The 17,444-nt window shown below is 56.7% G+C and carries 12 protein-coding genes; 1 reads left to right on the top strand and 11 read right to left on the bottom strand.

Annotated elements, in window-relative coordinates; genetic code table 11:
* Positions 1-29 precede the first annotated feature (29 nt).
* The 6 genes from J4E00_RS00210 to J4E00_RS00185 form a co-directional block, all read right to left on the bottom strand.
* Positions 30-482 (bottom strand): hypothetical protein, encoded by a 453-nt coding sequence (locus tag J4E00_RS00210; protein ID WP_208172992.1) that lies wholly within the window; start codon positions 480-482, stop codon positions 30-32.
* A gap of 117 nt (positions 483-599) precedes the next feature.
* Positions 600-1,232: an ATP-binding cassette domain-containing protein gene (locus J4E00_RS00205; RefSeq protein WP_208172991.1), complete on the bottom strand. Its 633-nt coding sequence runs from the start codon at positions 1,230-1,232 to the stop codon at positions 600-602.
* A gap of 92 nt (positions 1,233-1,324) precedes the next feature.
* Positions 1,325-2,134, bottom strand: a complete 810-nt coding sequence (gene lpxA, locus J4E00_RS00200) for an acyl-ACP--UDP-N-acetylglucosamine O-acyltransferase (protein ID WP_208172990.1) — start codon at positions 2,132-2,134, stop codon at positions 1,325-1,327.
* 98 nt (positions 2,135-2,232) lie between these two features.
* The gene (locus J4E00_RS00195) at positions 2,233-3,627 is read right to left on the bottom strand and encodes a bifunctional UDP-3-O-[3-hydroxymyristoyl] N-acetylglucosamine deacetylase/3-hydroxyacyl-ACP dehydratase (protein WP_208172989.1); all 1,395 of its coding nucleotides are present in this window, start codon (positions 3,625-3,627) and stop codon (positions 2,233-2,235) included.
* Positions 3,628-3,719: 92 nt separating this feature from the next.
* Complete coding sequence (gene lpxD / locus J4E00_RS00190; RefSeq protein ID WP_208172988.1) at positions 3,720-4,760, bottom strand: UDP-3-O-(3-hydroxymyristoyl)glucosamine N-acyltransferase; 1,041 nt, start codon at positions 4,758-4,760, stop codon at positions 3,720-3,722.
* Positions 4,761-4,899: 139 nt separating this feature from the next.
* The gene (locus tag J4E00_RS00185; protein WP_208172987.1) at positions 4,900-6,126 is read right to left on the bottom strand and encodes an HD domain-containing protein; all 1,227 of its coding nucleotides are present in this window, start codon (positions 6,124-6,126) and stop codon (positions 4,900-4,902) included.
* 466 nt (positions 6,127-6,592) lie between these two features.
* On the opposite strand from J4E00_RS00185, the gene J4E00_RS00180 reads away from it, so the two are divergent.
* On the top strand, positions 6,593-8,161 hold the full coding sequence (locus tag J4E00_RS00180; RefSeq protein ID WP_208172986.1) for a PglZ domain-containing protein: 1,569 nt from the start codon (positions 6,593-6,595) through the stop codon (positions 8,159-8,161).
* A 33-nt stretch (positions 8,162-8,194) separates the two neighbouring features.
* Here J4E00_RS00180 and J4E00_RS00175 read toward each other — a convergent pair whose 3' ends face one another.
* From J4E00_RS00175 to J4E00_RS00155, 5 genes are all read right to left on the bottom strand, one after another.
* Positions 8,195-8,608: a hypothetical protein gene (locus J4E00_RS00175; RefSeq protein WP_208172985.1), complete on the bottom strand. Its 414-nt coding sequence runs from the start codon at positions 8,606-8,608 to the stop codon at positions 8,195-8,197.
* A gap of 158 nt (positions 8,609-8,766) precedes the next feature.
* Positions 8,767-10,260: a polysaccharide lyase family 1 protein gene (locus tag J4E00_RS00170; RefSeq protein WP_236049362.1), complete on the bottom strand. Its 1,494-nt coding sequence runs from the start codon at positions 10,258-10,260 to the stop codon at positions 8,767-8,769.
* Between the two features lie 691 nt (positions 10,261-10,951).
* Positions 10,952-12,208, bottom strand: a complete 1,257-nt coding sequence (locus J4E00_RS00165; RefSeq protein WP_236049361.1) for a pyridoxal phosphate-dependent aminotransferase — start codon at positions 12,206-12,208, stop codon at positions 10,952-10,954.
* Between the two features lie 71 nt (positions 12,209-12,279).
* Positions 12,280-14,739 carry a TonB-dependent receptor domain-containing protein gene (locus J4E00_RS00160; RefSeq protein WP_236049359.1) on the bottom strand — a complete coding sequence of 820 codons (2,460 nt, stop codon included), beginning with the start codon at positions 14,737-14,739 and terminating at the stop codon, positions 12,280-12,282.
* Positions 14,740-14,811: 72 nt separating this feature from the next.
* Positions 14,812-17,208 (bottom strand): outer membrane beta-barrel protein, encoded by a 2,397-nt coding sequence (locus J4E00_RS00155; RefSeq protein WP_236049353.1) that lies wholly within the window; start codon positions 17,206-17,208, stop codon positions 14,812-14,814.
* Positions 17,209-17,444 lie beyond the last annotated feature (236 nt).

Here is a 17,444-nt window from a genome sequence, read left to right as displayed (position 1 = left end):
CTTGCTACTGGGTTATTGCTACTAAAATTCTAGTAGTCGTCGCTGTCGAAGCTGCTGCCACGGCGGCTTCCCCGACCACTGCTGTAGCCTTCGTCCTCATCGTCGTCCTCATCGGCGAAGTCGTCATCATCGTCGTCATCAAGGCTGGTAAAACCGCCGCGGTCGGAGTTTTCGGCGCGCTCGGCTTCTACAAATTCTTCTTCGGTCATATTGGCCAAATCCAGTGCCTCGTCATGCGAGGAACCGGTATCGGTCCACATCAGGTAGTCGGCGTATTTAGCCGAGAGCCGGTCTTCGGTATTGCCGATGGCGGCAGCGCCACCTTTCTTGGCATAGGTATCGAGGTCGTCGTCGTCGTCGAGCAAGTCGTCGTCCAGGTCGTCGTCATTAATCATGGCCGGGGCGGGGGTATTTAGAGTGGAAGATAGAGTGCCGAAGCTGGCTGCGAAGATACGCGGCGCGTGGATTTTCGGTTGACTCACCGAATAGAATTTATGGGCAAAATCTAAGCTGAAGCGTCACGAAAGCCGTTTTTGTGCTGCTTTAGCAAGTCACAGGTCCCCAAAATAACAAGAAGTTTTTACTCCGTTGTAATACGACTAGCTTGACCGCGCCACCTGAAAATCTGTCACCACAATGTGCTCATCACAAAAGTCATATTCAGCCGGTACATTGGAGCTGAGCAGCAGCGTGCGGCCCACCCGGGTAGCTTGCACATGTTCCAGATACCAAGCTGCGCCAGTGGTATCTAAGTTGGTGGTGGGCTCATCCAAGAGCAGCAGTGGCGCATCGGCATAAAGCGCCAGCGCCAGCTTAAGGCGCTGCTTCATGCCCGACGAAAACTCGCGAACCAATTGATGGCGGGCCTTTTCAAGGTACATCATCCCGATGAGCTTATCGAGTGAAATCCCAGCCCGTAACGGCTTGAACCGGGTGTGAAACTGCAGCAGCTCCAGCAGTGTCAACTCCTCCAGCAGCTCCAGATAAGGGGCGGCGTAGGCCAGATGGGCCGGAATATCTTCAACCGCCACCGTTTTGCCGGCCAGTGAATAGGCCAGCGTGCCCTCAGTTGGCAGCAGCTGACCCGAAAAGGTATTTAGCAGCGTGCTTTTGCCGGCTCCGTTGGGTCCCAGCACGGCCGTAGCGCTACCCGGCTGGAACGTGTGCGTAAGACCCCGGAAAATCCAGTCGCGCTTGAAGCGCTTACCAAGGCCGGTGGCGTTGATTTGCAAAACGGTATCAGTGATTATAAATCAGCAGCACGTCAGGCTGAGCGAAACGCTCAGCCTGACGTGCTGCTGATTTAAGCGCAATAAAAAATGGTTTATTCTGCTTCGCTGCCATCTGTCGGCCGGCCGCGCTTGGGGCCCTTAATGATGCCGCGTGTGGCAGCCCGCACAAAGCCTACCGCCGTATCACGCTCCGTCGAGGCAGGCAGCTCCTGCTCGATTTGCGTGAGGGCATCGTGTGTATTCAATCCGCCCAGAAACAATGTGCGGTACAATTGCTGCACCATGTTAATGGATTCTTCGGAGAAGCCCCGACGGCGCAAGCCTACCGAGTTAGCACCGGCGTAGGAGAGAGGCTCGCGGCCGGCTTTCACGTACGGTGGCACGTCTTTGCGCACCAATGAGCCACCCGAAATCATGGCGTGGGCTCCGATTTTGACGAACTGGTGCACGGCAGATGAACCACCTACAATGGCGTAGTCGCCGATTTCGACGTGGCCGGCCACCTGCACGGTATTGGCCAGGATGCAGTTGTTGCCAATTATGCAGTCGTGGGCAATATGTACATAGGCCATCAACAGGCAATGGCTGCCCACGCGGGTTTCGCCCCGGTCCACAGTGCCACGGTTCACGGTTACGCACTCCCGAATTACGGTGTGGTCGCCGATTACGGCAGTGGTTTGTTCGCCGGCAAACTTCAAATCCTGCGGCACGGCTCCAATCACAGCGCCTGGAAATACCTGGCAATGTGCCCCAATACGGGCTCCGTTCATGATGGTCACATTCGGCCCAATCCAGGTGTCCTCTCCAATTTCAACATCGGCCGCAATGGTCGTAAACGGTTCAACGGTTACGCCCGGCGCGAGGCGAGCATCGGGGTGAATATAGGCGAGGGGGGAAAGCATTCTTTACTTTAATGAAGAATGAGGAACGAAGAATGAGGAATTATGCAACAGAAACCAGATGCAGTTCTTCATTCTTCATTCTCCATTATTAATTCAAATTAGGCGTCTTTGCGGACGATTGCGGCGCTCATTTCGGCTTCGCATACTACTTTGCCGTTCACGAAGGCTTGGCCGCGCATTTTGGCGATGCCGCGCTTGATGGGTGCCAGCAGCTGGCAATGATACACGATGGTATCGCCGGGCAGCACGCGCTTACGAAAGCGGGCATTTTCAATACCCAGGAAGTACTGCCAGTAGTTTTCGGGGTCGGGTACGGTGTTCATCACCAGAATGCCGCCGGTCTGCGCCAAGCCCTCGATTTGCAGTACGCCGGGCATCACCGGATTGCCGGGGAAGTGGCCCTGGAAGAATGGCTCGTTGATGGAGACGTTTTTCACGGCCGTTACCACTTGTTCGTCAAGGTGAATGACCTTGTCAATCATGATAAACGGGAAGCGGTGGGGCAGCACCTGCATGATGCGGTTGATGTCCATCACCGGCTCGCGGCTGGGGTCGTACACCGGCACGGGGTTGGTGCGCGACTCCAGCATCTTCTTCTTGATTTTCTTGGCGAAGGCGACGTTGGCGGCGTGGCCGGGGCGGGCAGCCAAAATCTGGCCTTTTAGCGGGCGGCCCACCAGGGCGAGGTCGCCCACGAGGTCGAGCAGCTTGTGGCGAGCGGGCTCGTTCTTGTGGCGCAGGTCCACGTTGTTCAGAATGCCCTCCTTCTTCACCGATACGCGGGGTTTACCCAGCATTTTGGCAAGGTCGGTCAACTCGTCATCACTCACCACCCGGTCAACTACTACAATGGCGTTGCTCAAATCGCCGCCGCGGATGAGGTTGTTTTTGTAGAGCATTTCCAGCTCATGCAAAAAACAGAAGGTGCGCGAGGAAGCAATTTCTTCGCTAAACAGCCCAATATCCGTCAGGGTGGCGTGCTGCGAGCCCAGTACCGGCGAGTTGTAGTCTACCATCACCGTGAGGCGGTAATCTGTCAGGGGCAGGGCCGCGATTTCGACGCCGCGCGCATTGTCCACATACCGAATGCTTTCCGGGATTTCGTAGTAGTTACGTAGCGCGTTCTGCTCTTCAAAACCTACCGTCGTGAGGGCTTTAATAAACTCGGCCGACGAGCCATCCATGATGGGCGGCTCGGGGCCGGAAAGCTGAATCAGCACGTTATCAAGCTGCAAGCCCACGAGGGCCGCCAGGGTGTGTTCCACGGTGTTGACGCGGGCCCCGTTTTGCTCGATGGTGGTACCGCGGCTTAGGTCCACCACGTTGTCTACGTCGGCATCGACGGTGGGCTGCCCGGGCAAATCGACCCGCTGAAACTTGTAGCCGTGGCCCACCGGAGCGGGGCAAAACGTCATGGTGGCCTCAACGCCGGTGTGCAGGCCAATGCCGCGTACCGTCACGGGCGCCTTGATAGTGTGTTGCTTATCGTTCATCTCGGATAGTTATTAGCTATTTGTTGTCAGCTGTTAGTGCGTTAGCCCCAAAGGCCTGACAACTGCTAACAAACAACTAAGAGGCTGCAAAGCTAGGGCTTTTCCGTTGTGTTTTTGGCCTTCTCCAGCTGGGCTACGCGCTGTTCGAGCTCGGGCAGGCGGCGGAAAACGATTTGGGCGCGTTGGTTCTGCTTAAAATCGAAGGCCGTGGAGCCTTGCAGGATGGTGCCTTCCTGCTTCACATTTTTGCCGATGCCCGATTGGGCTGTGACCGTCGTTTTATTGGCCAGCGTGACGTGGCCAGCCATGCCCACCTGTCCGGCCAGCACGCACTGGTCGCCGATTTTAGCCGAGCCGGCAATGCCCGTTTGGGCCGCAATGACGGTGTTTTTGCCGATTTCGACATTGTGAGCCAGCTGCACGAGGTTGTCGATTTTGCTGCCTCTGCCTATACGGGTCGAGCCCAGGGTGGCGCAGTCCACGGTGGCGTTGGCGCCGATGCTCACGTAGTCTTCCAGCACCACATTGCCAATTTGCGGGATGGCCTTATAAGAACCATCCGGCTGCGGTGCAAAACCGAATCCATCAGAGCCCACCACTGCGCCGGCTTTGATGACGCAAAACTGGCCGATGACCGTATCCGGATAGATTTTGGCCCCGGCATGAATGATGCTGCCGGCCCCAATCGTAACCCGGTCGCCGATGTAGGCGTGGGGGAAAATCAGTACGTTTTCGCCCAGTTTGCACTGCTCACCGATGTAGGAAAAGGCACCCCTATAGTGCCCGGCACCGATTTCGGAAGTCTCGCCAACGTAGGACGGCTGCTCGACGCCGCGCTTGCCGGTGCGGGTGGCCTGGGCATAAAATTCGAGCAGCTGGCTAAAAGCAGTGTACGGATTCTCAACCCGAATGAGCGTAGGTTTAATGGCTTCGCGCAGCGTTTGGGCATTGCCCACGATGACGGCTGAGGCACCGGTTTCGTAGAGAAACGGCTCGTACTTGGCGTTGGACAGGAAGGTGAGCGAACCGGCCTGAGCTTCTTCAATCTTGGCGAGGCTGGAGATGCGCTGAGTGGCGTCGCCCTCCACGGTGCCGCCGAGGACTTCGGCAATTTGCTGAACGGTAAATTCCATAGGAGCGCAAAAGTAGTTCGGCAGTCTGTTTTCTGTCTGTAGAAATGATGAGGCTGCGATGAAGCAAGCCGCCAGGCAAAGGGCAAATAGCCCCTCATGCTTCGGCTGCGCTCAACATGACGGCCTGCAGGCTGAAATGCTACACGATTTCCTTGGGGTAGCAGATATAAAATTTCTCAACTCGCTGGCTGAGGGCGCGAATGTTCGGCAAATCAGAGGCTTCCATGACGTTCACCACGTCGCCTTTTTTGGTGAGGATTTCGATGGGCTCGCCGCTGGGGTTGTAGGCGCTATTGCTCAGGCGGCCCGGAATCATAAGGAGCTCGGCTTCTTCGGAGGAGAGGTGAAATTTATCCTCAATTAATTCGCGAATGCCGAGGCGGAAGTCCTCATCGAAGGGCTCGGGAGCCAGCACAATTTTGAGCAGGTTGCGGTGCAAAATGCTCTTGGCAAGGTAGCTGAGGACCTTGTCCGGGTGGCCGGCCCAGGCTTTGATAGCCGACCAGATGTCGTAGTCGTCCAGTTCCACGAAGTGGCTGAGAATTTTTTCGTCTTTCTCAAATTCGGCCAGGCTCACGGCGCGGCCCAGAAAGTAGCCCAGGCAAGTATTGGCAGGCACTTCGACGCCGCGCCGGGCCAGGTCGCGGGCGCGCTGCACCACGCGGATAACCATTTGCTCGGCGCTGGTGACGGTTTTGTGGAGGTACACCTGCCAGTACATCAGGCGGCGGCTTACAAGGAAGTTTTCAACGGAGTATACTGCTTTTTCTTCGAGTACCAGCCGCTCGTCGTGCACCCTCAGCATTTTGATGAGGCGGTCGGCGCCGGGGCGCCCTTCCTCCACGCCGGTGTAGAAGGAGTCGCGGTTGAGGTAATCGAGGCGGTCCATGTCGAGCTGGCTGCTCACCAGCTGATGGAAAAACGGCCGGATGTAGGTGCCTTTGAACATGTCGATGGCCAGACTCAGCTTGCCGTGAAACTCTGTATTCAGCCGCTCCATTAAAAATAATGACAGCTGCTCGTGCGGCACATCCTGGAAAATAGCCGTTTCCAAGGCGTGAGAGAGGGGACCATGGCCGACGTCGTGCAGCAAAATGGCGGCCAGCGCGGCCTCGCCTTCGGCCGCCGAAATCTTCACGCCCTTGTCCTTGAGGGTGCGCAACGCTAACGACATCAGGTGCATGGCGCCCAGCGCATGGTGAAAGCGCGTATGTAGCGCTCCCGGATACACGAACCCCGTGAGCCCTAGCTGCTGAATGCGCCGTAGCCGCTGAAAGTAGCGGTGCTCAATGAGGTCGAATAGAAACTCCGTCGGAATGGTGACAAAGCCGTAGACGGGGTCGTTGAAAATCTTCTTTTTATTCACAGGAGGGACTAGGTAGGGTCTTGGATGCAAGCAGGCGAAGCGCTAAAACTTTATGCGGCACGTAGCCGAAGCATCTCTACCACAATAGTGATTCTACGGTTCAACGAAGCTGTAAAGATGCTTCGTTGCGCGCTGCAAGACGTTCCTTTGGGTTTATGCTGGTTCGAGCAGGAGTCAAATAATTCATTGCCGGGGAAACTTCGTCGCACCCGGCACACTTGCAACGTCAGCGCATCGCCTTCCGGCCAAATTCTTTGCTTGCGGAAATCGAACATGGCAACAGTTGTGCGGTGGCGGAATGGCTGCTGGTAAAAAGCAAAAGGCAACATTTGTAGCCGTAGCCCGTCAATGACTGAGCACGAAGCTACGGCGCACCGTTGAGCCAACTGATACAATCCAGGCGGCGCGGAGCTGTTATCGAATAAAAAACCAAGACCCTAAGTCTCCAAGACCCCAAGTCCCCACTATGCAACAAACCACCATTCTTTGGGCCGACGATGAAATCGACTTGCTCAAGCCGCACCTGCTGTTTCTTAAGGAAAAAGGCTACGACGTGACGCCCGTCAACAGCGGCGCCGATGCCATCGAGGAAATTCAGGAGAAGAGCTACGACCTCGTTTTTCTCGACGAGAACATGCCCGGCCTCACTGGCTTGCAAACCCTCACCGAAATCAAAGCCATTCGGCCCACCGTGCCCGTGGTGATGATTACCAAGAGCGAAGAAGAGCACATCATGGAGTCGGCCATTGGGGCCAAAATCGCCGATTACCTGATTAAGCCGGTGAATCCCAGTCAGATTCTGCTATCGGTTAAAAAAGTGCTTGATAACAAGCGCCTCATCAGTGAAGCCACCAACTCGGGCTACCAGCGTGATTTCCGCCAGCTCGGCATGCAGCTTTCCGACCGCCTTTCGCCCTCCGAATGGGCTGAAGTGTACAAAAAGCTGGTGTACTGGGAGTTGGAAATCAACGAAACCGAAGGCAAGAGCATGGCTGAGGTCTTCAACATGCAGAAGGACGAGGCCAATACCTATTTCGGCCGCTTTATCACGGAGAGCTACGAGGATTGGGTGAATGGCGACGACAAGGACGCGCCGCTTATGTCACACCAGCTCTTCAAAGAGCGGGTGTTCCCGACGCTGAAAGCCACCGGCGACACGCCGGTGTACTTCGTGCTCATCGACAACCTGCGCTACGACCAGTGGAAAGTGCTGGAGCCCATCATCACCGAAATGTTCACCGTGGACAGCGAGGAGATGTATTACGCCATTCTGCCGACGACGACGGCCTATGCGCGCAACGCCATTTTCTCGGGCATGATGCCGTCGGATATTCAGAAAAAATACCCCAACCTGTGGGTGACCGACGACGACGACGAGGGCAAAAACCTGCACGAAGCAGAGTTCATGGAAATCAATTTCCAGAAGAATAACCAAAAGGTTAAGCACAGCTACCACAAGGTGACGAACCTGCAGGCGGGCAAGGATTTGCTGGGTAAGATGAGCAACCTGCACAACAATTACAAGTGCAACGTCATCGTCTACAACTTCGTGGATATGCTCTCGCATGCCCGCACCGACATGGCCATGATTCGCGAGTTGGCGGCTGATGAGTCGGCCTACCGCAGCATTACCCGCTCGTGGTTCCTGCACTCACCGCTGTATGAAATGATGCAGCAGATTGCCGAGAAAAAGGGCAAGCTCATCATCACCACCGACCACGGCACCATTCGCTGCAAGCGCCCTTACAAGATTGTGGGCGACCGCAACACCAACACCAACCTGCGGTACAAACACGGCAAAAACCTGGGGTTCGACGACTCGCGCGACGTGTACGTAGTACGCAAGCCGGAATCCATTTTCCTGCCCCGCGAGAATGTGAGCACTGCGTACGTGTTCACGATTGGCGACTATTTCTTCGCCTACCCCAACAACTACAACTACTACGTGAACTACTATAAGGACACGTTCCAGCACGGCGGGATTTCGCTGGAGGAATGCATTATTCCTTATGTGACATTGACGCCGAAAGGGTAGTTTAACTCAGGATGTAAAAGCAGAAAGACCACCTCAGTCGAGGTGGTCTTTCTTTGTAAATAGCCGATTTATGTATTTGGCAGGAAATCGCTTGGTCGTTATTATAATTGCTCCATCTGCACCTTTAGAGCCATAAAGAGCAGTTGCTGCAGAATCTTTTAGTATGATGATTCTAGTGATATGAGTCGGATGAATTAATGGCACAACGTCAGTCCAGATTGCCTTACCATCTATCACGTACAAGACGGTCTTTGTGCTAAAAATAGGAGCCCGGTTAGCCTCCTTCATCTTGCGCCTTTCTAGATTATTATGCAGTTCATCATTTAGAACACCAATAGGCTTTAATACTATACGTGTAATCTCTACTGACTGAGCCTGAGTATAGCCGCAAAACAGCACTTCGTCTAAACTTGCTAGTGCCAGCATGTATTTGATTTTTAATTGCATATGCGGGCAAAGCTAGTAAAGGAAGGTGAGCTAAAAACGGCATGCTTATTAGATGCTAGTCCTGTTTAATTTGCACATTGGCTTTTCGTGACTTCTTCAGCAGGGTATGTTTTGGCATCTTAAATATTACACTTGCTAAGCATAGCTCCCACGCGCAATCAGCGCTTTTGCCGCTGCCGCAATGAACTGGGTATAGCCGTCGGTCTGCTGGTGTTGACCAAGCTGTTGAGGTATTCTTCGAGGTGGGTGTAGCCGCTGGTTCCAAGGCTATTGCGGTCGGCGTCATTCCTGGGATTCAGACCGTGGCTGGTTTCCCAGGCATCGGGCATGCCGTCGTGGTCGGTGTCGGGAGGTGCGGTGCCGCCTTTGTATTTGGGCCAGCCGCCGACATCCGTTTGCGAATCAATAATGCCTTGGTGTAGGCTGTAGGTGGCGCTGCCGCCAAGGCTGCTGCCACTCGCCGTGCCGGTGCGGGTTTCCTGCACAATGCGTGCATCCACTGCGTCGCGCACCGGTACGGTGGCTCCGGCATCGACTAGCACAGCGCGGTAAGCGGCTTCAGCCGATTGGGTGGTGATGGGCGCCAGATTAAGTGTTTCCGCCGTTTGCCGGAAGCGGGCGAAATTGGCCGTCGTGGCGGAGTAATAGTGCAGCCGGATGCCTTTCCAGTTGTCGGCCGTCACGGCGGGGTAGCCCGAATCGTAGTTGCCCGCCGCATACACCGTGGCAACTGGCTTATCAGGATTGGCGGCATCGTAGGCTTCGGTAATATCAAAGATGAATGCTGCCCGGTCGGCCGGGGTGGCTGGCCCTCTTTTGTAATAGTTGTTTACCATGTTCAATTGACCCGAGCCGCCGTTGATTTTGACCTCGTTGCCATAGGCGGCGTGCATGTTGCCCCAGTTATAAATCACGTTGTTACGGTAGTCAACCACCGCCGTGGTATCGTGGGCCCGCGCGCCGTTGAAGCGAATGGCCCGGCTGTGGTGGTGCGCAATCAGGTTATGATGGTAGGAGGCGTACTGCCCGCCCCACACGCCAGCGTAGCCGTGGTCGCCCTTGCCATTGAATGAGGAGTTCAGGCTCTCGCTCACCAAACACCATTGCACAGTCGAGTACTTGTTATCGTAAAAAGTGGCCGCTTCTTCAATCGACCAGCTCATGGAGCAGTGGTCTACAATAAAGTTGCGGCAGTTTTCCATGTTCAGCCCATATACCCCCGATACATTGGCCCCTGACGTATTGCCGGGCCGTGAGCGCAGGTAGCGCACAATCAGGTTAGTGCCGTGTAGTTTAAAGGTGTAGTTCTTCAGGCAGATGCCGTCGCCCGGAGCGGTTTGCCCCGCAATGGTGATGTTGGAGCGCGAAGGTTTCAGGGTTGACTTAAGTTCAATGATGCCGCCGACCCGAAACACAATGGTGATGGGCTCGCCAAGATATTGCGTGAATGCTTCGCGGAAGCTGCCCGGCCCGGCGTCGGCTAAGGTTGTCACTTCGACAACTTTGCCCCCACGGCCGCCGGTAGCCAGCCGGCCAAAACCTTCCGCTCCGGGAAAAGCAACGACTTGAGCATAAACTGACATCGCCGTTGCTGCCCCTAGCACCAGGGCTAGGGAGAGGCCGCGTAGAAGTCGGTTTGGAGAAGTAGTCATGAGCATATGTGAGTAGAAAAGCGGACGATTAGCGCACTTGAGCAAGTTGATGTGGTGTAGCTGCTCAAAGTACCCGCAATTTCTCCTCCTAGTCGGTTCAAATGGCTATAGCATCTTAGCCCTTTGCTGGTTGGTATTAACTATTTCTGCTCAGAGAGAATTTAGTGCATAAAGTACCTGCTCTGCTGGTGAAATAGAATTTAACTCAGGTGTCGACAATTTATAGCAACTAGCTGATTTTTCTTTACCACGCTTGTTGCCTCATAATAAGGAAGAAGGGTTTCGAAAAAGTGGAGGTTGATGGAAAAAGTGCAAAAATGGTTTGCACTTTAAGGTATGGTCGCCTTACATTTGTAATGTAATAAGCGAGTGCAAGTAGTGTTTTTATAAGTATTAAGGCTGATAAAGTTGTTATTGATTGTACTTTAAATACTAAGTGGTTTATTAAGGTTAAAGCACGTTTTAATAAAGTGTTATATTTTTTTATATGGTGAAAGTCGAATTGCAATCAGGAAAACTGCTTGGGTGAGCAGGGAAGAAGAGGCCTGATTTGCATTTGACCGTATAGAAAGGCTGTCAGCATTGCTGGCAGCCTTTTTTGCATTAAAAAAGGGACGGCTGGAATGGCGTCCCTTTTTTAATCTGTCGTTTACAGTAGTCAGTGTATGCGTGACACCTTATTTATTCCGGTTTACTTCAGCTTATCCAAAGCCGCTTTCAGACGTGGTAGGGCCGCTTGAATCGACTCGACCGTCTCGGCGCCAACCGAGGCGCGGAACCAGGGCTCCGAGGCGGGTGAGCCGAAGGCGCTGAAGGGTACCAGTGCCAGCTTGGCTTCGGAGATGAGGTAAGAGGTAAGCTCGGCCGTGCTGGTGAGCTCGGTGCCGTCGGGGGCGGTGCGGCCCAGCACATCAATCTTGGCGGTGAGGTAGATGGCACCGGCCGGAGCCACGGCATCAACGGGGTAGCCTTCGGCTTTCAGCGCCTTGAGGCCTTCAAAGAGGGCCGTGAGAGAGGTTTGCAGGCGGCCTTTGATGCTGGTCAGGAACTCATCGACGGCGGGGGCATCGGGCAGGAATTTTCCGGTGGCCACCTGCTCGGCCTTGGGAGCCCAGGCACCGACGTGGCCCAGGATGGACTTCATCTTATCGATGATAGTGGCGGGGCCGAAGCTGTAGCCTACGCGCACGCCGGTGGCCGCAAAGCACTTCGAGGTGCCGTCGATGTAGATGACGTAGTCGCGCAGTTCGGGGCGCAGGGCCACGGGGTCGTAGTGCTTGGCCGCGCCGAAGGTAAGAAGCCAGTAAATCTGGTCGTAGAGCACGTAGAGGGGCTTTTCATCGGGGCCGCGACGACGATTTTCGGCAATCACCAAGTCGCAGATTTCTTCCAGGCCTTCCTTGGTAAATACTGTGCCGGTGGGGTTCAGGGGGGAGCACAGGGCCAGCAGGTTGGCACCCGGCAGGTGGGGAGCCAAGTCGGCGGCAGTGGGCATGAAGTTGTTTTCGGGCAGCGTGGGCACAGCTACCGGAGTGGCCCCTACCAGGTGGCAGTAGTGGTTGTTGTTCCAGCTCGGCAGCGGGAAAATGGCGCGGTCACCGGCATCCAGAATGGCACGGTAGGTGGCGTAGATGAGCGGGCGCGAGCCACCGGCAATCAGGATGTCGTTGGGGCTGTACTCCAGGCCCTGGCGGGTTTTTAGGAAAGCGGACACGCTGTTACGCAACTCTCCCATGCCGGCAGCGGGTGGGTAGTTGGTCTGGCCGTCCTGATAGGCTGCGATGATGCCGCTGGTGAGGCCCGCCGGAATTGGGAAAATTTTGGAGTCGAAATCGCCGATGGTCAGGTTGCAGATATTCGCTCCCTGGCGCACCTGCTCACTTACCTGGTTGCCAATTCGAATGATTTCGGAGCCGATGAGGCCGGCTGCCATCTTGGATACTTGCATAGGAAAACGGGAAATAAGTGCCGCTTCGGCCCACGAAGGTATTTCAGCGCTTCCGATAAATACCTGATTTTTTAGCCGGCGCGGCGCTTTTCGTCCTCCGCTCCGCTGGCGCGGCGGCGCGTGGGCGCCACCTTCTGGTTGCCGAAACGGTAGGTAAAGGCCAGCGTTACCACCCGCGAATCGAAGCGCTGGTAGAATTGCTCCTGATAGTTATTGTAGGTGGATGTGGCGCGGGTTTTTTGGGTGTAGAGTACGTCGGCCGCGTTCAGTTTCAGGGTGCCTTTGTTTTCCAGTACGCCCTTGGAAACGCCGAGCGTGAGCTGGCCCTGGGCTTGCAGGTCGAAGAAACCGTAGAGCTGGCGCGACTGATAGGTACCGGTGAGGTCGGCGCCCCAGCCGTGGCCCAGCGTGAAGGTGCTGGTGGAGGTGAGGTTGAAGGCCGGCCGGCCTTTGTCGAGGGCGGTGCCGGCCAGGTTGCCCACGAAACGGGCATAGTACACCACGACGTTGTTGTTGGTAGTCCACCACTTAAAGGGTTCCAGCGCGGCCCCAAGGGTGAGCGTGTAGGTATCCTGCCGGTCGAGGTTGACGTCGCGGGCCACCACAAAATTACTGCCATCCGGAGCCGGCTGCACCGCGTTGATGATGGGGTTGCTGGTAATGGACCAACTCAGGCCGGTGGTAAATTTCTGACGGAAAGTATGGTTCAGCTCCAGATTGTAGCTGGTTTGGGGCAGCAGGCCGGGGTTGCCGGAGCCATAGGTGGTGGCGTCGATATAGGAGCGGAAGGGGTTGAGCTGGTTATAGGTTGGCCGGTCGATGCGGCGGCTCAGGGACAGGGAAACCTCGTGCTTTTCGTTGAGTACCTGCCGCACGGCCGCACTCGGGAAAAACTGCGTGTAGTGGCGCGGGGCAAATGGCTCGCCGCCTACTTCCTGCCGGCCAGTGGCGTTGGTTTGCTCGGCGCGTAAGCCCGCCGTGAGCGTGGTTTTAGGCGTGCTGTGGCTGACCGTGAGGTAAGCCGCATTGATATTTTCCTTGTATATAAAGTGGTTTGACTGATTGGTGTCGATGGTAGTAGCGCCGTCCTGGGTATTGAGAAACAACACGTTGTTATCAGAGTGGACCAGGCTGGTTTTTACGCCAGCTTCCAGTTTAGCCAGCTTGGAAAGCGGCTGCACATAGTCGGCTTTGAAGGACTGGATGGTGAGCGTGCCGCGCTGGTCACTGTCGAGAATAATGGGGCTTTGTATGGGCAGCTCAAAAGCCGTAGTCAGGGTTTGGAGGCGCACGCTTTGGTAGCGGGCGTAGTCGGCGTCGGCCGTCAGCTCGCGCTGGCCCAGCGAGTCGACAAATTCATGTTTGAAATTTAGATTGGCCGCTGCGTTGGGGAAACGTAGCTTGCGCTGGTTATCGGCCAGGTAGCGGCGGGTGGGCACGCCCGTCGCATCGGCCTGCGCGGCGGTGCTGGGGCCATTTTGGGTGACGTGCACGGATTGGCCATTCACCGAAACCCCCACGGTAGAGCGCTTGGTCAGGTTGTAGTCGAGCCCGGCATTGTAGGTGTGTGCCGCGTTTTGAACGACTAAAGAATTTTCCTGGTCGCTGGTGCCTGTGATTTGGCCGCTGCTCAAAAAGTCGCGGTGAATGGTCAGGGCCTGGAAGCCGTCGCGCTCGGCAAAGCCGTAGGTGCCGAACAGGTTGAGGGGGCCACGCCGGTGGTTGAGGCTGAGCGTAGCGTTGTACTTGTTGTACTGGCCCCGGCCGAAGCTGGTGCTCAGGTTGCCGTTGGTGCCCTGGCGCTGGTCTTTCTTGAGGTTGATGGCGATGATGCCCGCGCCGCCCTGGGCATCATACTTGGCGGGCGGATTGGTAATCAGCTCGATGTTTTTAAGCTGGTCGGCGGGAAGGTTACGGAGATAATCGGCCAGTTCAGTGCCGCTCATAGCCACGCGCTTGCCGTCAATCATCACCAGCACACCCTGGCGGCCCCGCAAGCTCAGCGCATCGCCGGAGCCCACCGTCACGCCCGGCGAGCGGGTCAGCACATCCAGCGTAGTCGAGCCGGCGGACAGCGGACTGTCTTCCACATTTACCACGGTGCGGTCGGCCTGTCGCTCAAACAGGGGCTTGCGCGCCGTCACGGTCACTTCCTTGAGTGCCGTGGCTATACTGGCCTTCAGGGCAATAGCTGGCAGCGCCAGTCCCGCTGTCGGCAGCTCAAACGGCGCGCTCCAGTGCCGCTCAAACCCAACCTGCGCCGCCGATACGCGGTAGCGTCCGCCGCTGGGCGCTTCTAGCTGAAAGTGGCCCTGGGCATCACTAAATTCTGATTTGACCACCGTGGAATCGGCGGCGCGGTGCAGGGTAATGGTAGCAAATTCTATTGGTGCTCCGGCGGCCGTGGCCAGTGTGCCAGTAATGGTGGCGCGGGTCTGGGCGGCTACCGGGCCCGCTAACATCAACCAATAAACCAGCAGCACGGATGGGCTGATGCTAAAAAAACGATGCAGAAAAGAGGGGAGCAGCATAAGGCAAAAGGGCTAAATATACCCCAATGACTATTCGCAATATTCCCCGTTGCACGCCGGGCTATACTGATTTTATTGCCCCCCAGCCCGACGCAGCTCATCGTCGGCTCCGATGGTGCGCTTGCGGGCGGCAGCCACTTTGCTGTTGCCAAACCGGTAGGTGAAGGCCGCCGTGACCACGCGCAAATCCTCCCGGCGGTAGAACGATTCGGTAAAATTGTCATAAGTCGACACCGCCCGGTTGGGTGTGTTATAAAAGATGTCGGCCACGTTCAGGCGCAGGGTACCCTGCTTTCCCCACACGCTTTTCTGGATGCCGACGCCCACCTGGCCCCGCGGCCGGATAGTCTGAAAGCCGTACTGCTCCTGCGACTCATAAAACCCATTCAAATCGGCCGCCCAGCCGTGGGGCATTGTGAAGCTGCTGGTGGCCGTGAGAATGCATGTAACCTGGCTCCTGTTGAGGGCCGTGCCGGAGAGCTCACCCACGTAGCGGTTATAAAAAAAGACCCCATTGGCGTACAGTGTCCACCATTTGGCGAGGTCCAGCGGTGCGGTGAGCGTGAGGCTGTAATAGTGCAGCGTACTCAGGTTCACATCGCGGTTCACCACCAGGCGGCCGCCATCGAGCGAGGGCTGCACCACGTTCACGATGGGCAGATTGGTCTGGGCGTAGGCCAGTGCGGTGGTGAATTTCTGGCGGTAAGTATGCGTCAGCTCAATGTTGTAGCTGGTTTGGGCCACCAGGTCGGGGTTGCCGGCGCGGTAGGAAGTGGCATCGAAGTAGTTGCGCAGCGGATTCACCTGCACATAGCTGGGCCGGTCGATGCGCCGGGCTACGGACAAGCCCAGCGCGTGCCGCTCGCTGAGCGTGCGCTGCAGCGTGGCACTTGGGAAAAGCTGGAAGTAGTGCCGCTCCCGCAGGCTTTCGCCCAATAAATCGGCCCGTGTGTTGGTTTGCTCGCCGCGCAGCCCAACCTGGAAAGTGGTTTTGGAGGCAGCACCGCGCAGGCTGACGTAGGCCGCGTTCACGTTTTCGCGGTATTCAAACTGATTGGAAATAGCTGGGTCAAGCACCGTGATGCCGTTCTCAATGCTGGTAAAAGCGACGTTGTTATCAGAGGTTACCTGCGTTATTTTGGCCCCGGCTTCGAGGCGGGCGCGGCGGGGCAGGGGCTGACTGAAATCAACCTTAGCGGCGGCAATGCTGAGGTTGCTGGTTTGGTCGCCGCTGAGCAGGGCATTGGCCTGGGCCGGCGTTTCGTAATACGTGTTCAGGGCCAGCAAGCGTGCAGTGCGGTAGCGGGCGTAGTCGGCATCGGCCGTTAGACTGGCCGCGGTGGCCGAATCGGCGAAGGCGTGGCGCAGGTTGACGTTAAGGCTGCCGTTGGGGCGGTTCACGTCCTGCGCAGCCACGGAGCGGTAACGGTCCGTCGGCTCGCCCTGCGCCCCCAGAACCTGGGTCTGGTTGGTCGTATTATACGCAGTCTGACTGGTCAGAATGGTAGCTGATACGCCCAGCAGCGTGCGTTTTGAAAGCGTAAAATCACCCCCCACCTTGCCGCTGTGGGAACGTAGCCACGTCAGCTGCTCAGTGTTGAGCAGGCCGCTGGCGGCCGTCAGTGCTGGCGTGGCGGCAAACTGCCGGGTGAAGTCGAGCCGCAGGAAGCCCCGGCGGTCGGTGTAGGCGTAGTTGCCGTAGAGGTTCACGTTTTTGCGGCGGTGGTTTAGCGCGAAGCCCCCCGTAAACTTGCCATACTCGCCCCGGCCATAGCTGGCGTTTGCGCTGCCGTTAGTGCCCAGGCGCTGGTCCTTTTTGAGGTTGATGGCGATGACACCCGCGCCACCCTGGGCGTCGTACTGCGCCGGTGGGTTGGTAATCAGCTCGATGCTTTGCAGCTGCTCGGCGGGCAGCGCGCGCAGGTAGTCGGCCAGCTCGGTGCCGGTGAGGGGCACGCGCTTGCCATCAATCACCACCAATAAGCCCTGACGGCCGCGCAGGCCCAGGTTGTCGCCAGCATCCACGGTCACGCCGGGCGAACGGCCCAGCACGGCCAGCGTGGTCGAGCCAGCAGAAAGCGGGCTGTCGGCCACATTGACCACGGTGCGGTCGGCCAGGCGCTCAAACAGAGGCTTGCGTGCCGTCACGGTTACTTCCTGCAAGGCAGTGGCCTGACTGGTTTTCAGTACAATAACCGGCAGCGTCAGACCAGTAGCCAGCAGTTCAAAAGTCGAACTCCAGGAGCGCTCAAACCCCACCTGCGCGGCCGAAACCAGGTAGCGTCCACCCGCAGGCAAGGTGAATTGAAATGCCCCCAGCAGGTCGCTGAACTCGGTTTTTACTACCGTAGAATCGGCGGCGCGGTGCAGCGTAATGGTGGCAAACTCAACTTTGCCTGTGCCATTGAGTACGATGCCGCTCACGGTAGCGCGGTTTTGCGCGGCCCCTGCTAACGGCAGCACGAGCATAACAACCCCAGCCGCCAGATGACAGCAGCAACGGGACCGGAAAAATCTGTTTTGACTAAGGTAGAGATGGAGCATCGCGCCGTGATTGGGTAGAAATCGAGGAGAGAAACGTTGCCACGCTACCAGGCCCCGCGTAGTGGGGGACTGGCGAAAAGCGAATTTACTAAACCGAAGCTTACTGTGTTTGCAATGAATTGGTTAAGCGACCGGTAAAATTGTAAGAGGAGGCTTGGTGT

It is taken from the genome of Hymenobacter negativus, from assembly GCF_017571495.1.
Classification (GTDB): Bacteria; Bacteroidota; Bacteroidia; order Cytophagales; family Hymenobacteraceae; genus Hymenobacter; species Hymenobacter negativus.
This window is presented reverse-complemented; position numbering and strand designations above follow the sequence as displayed.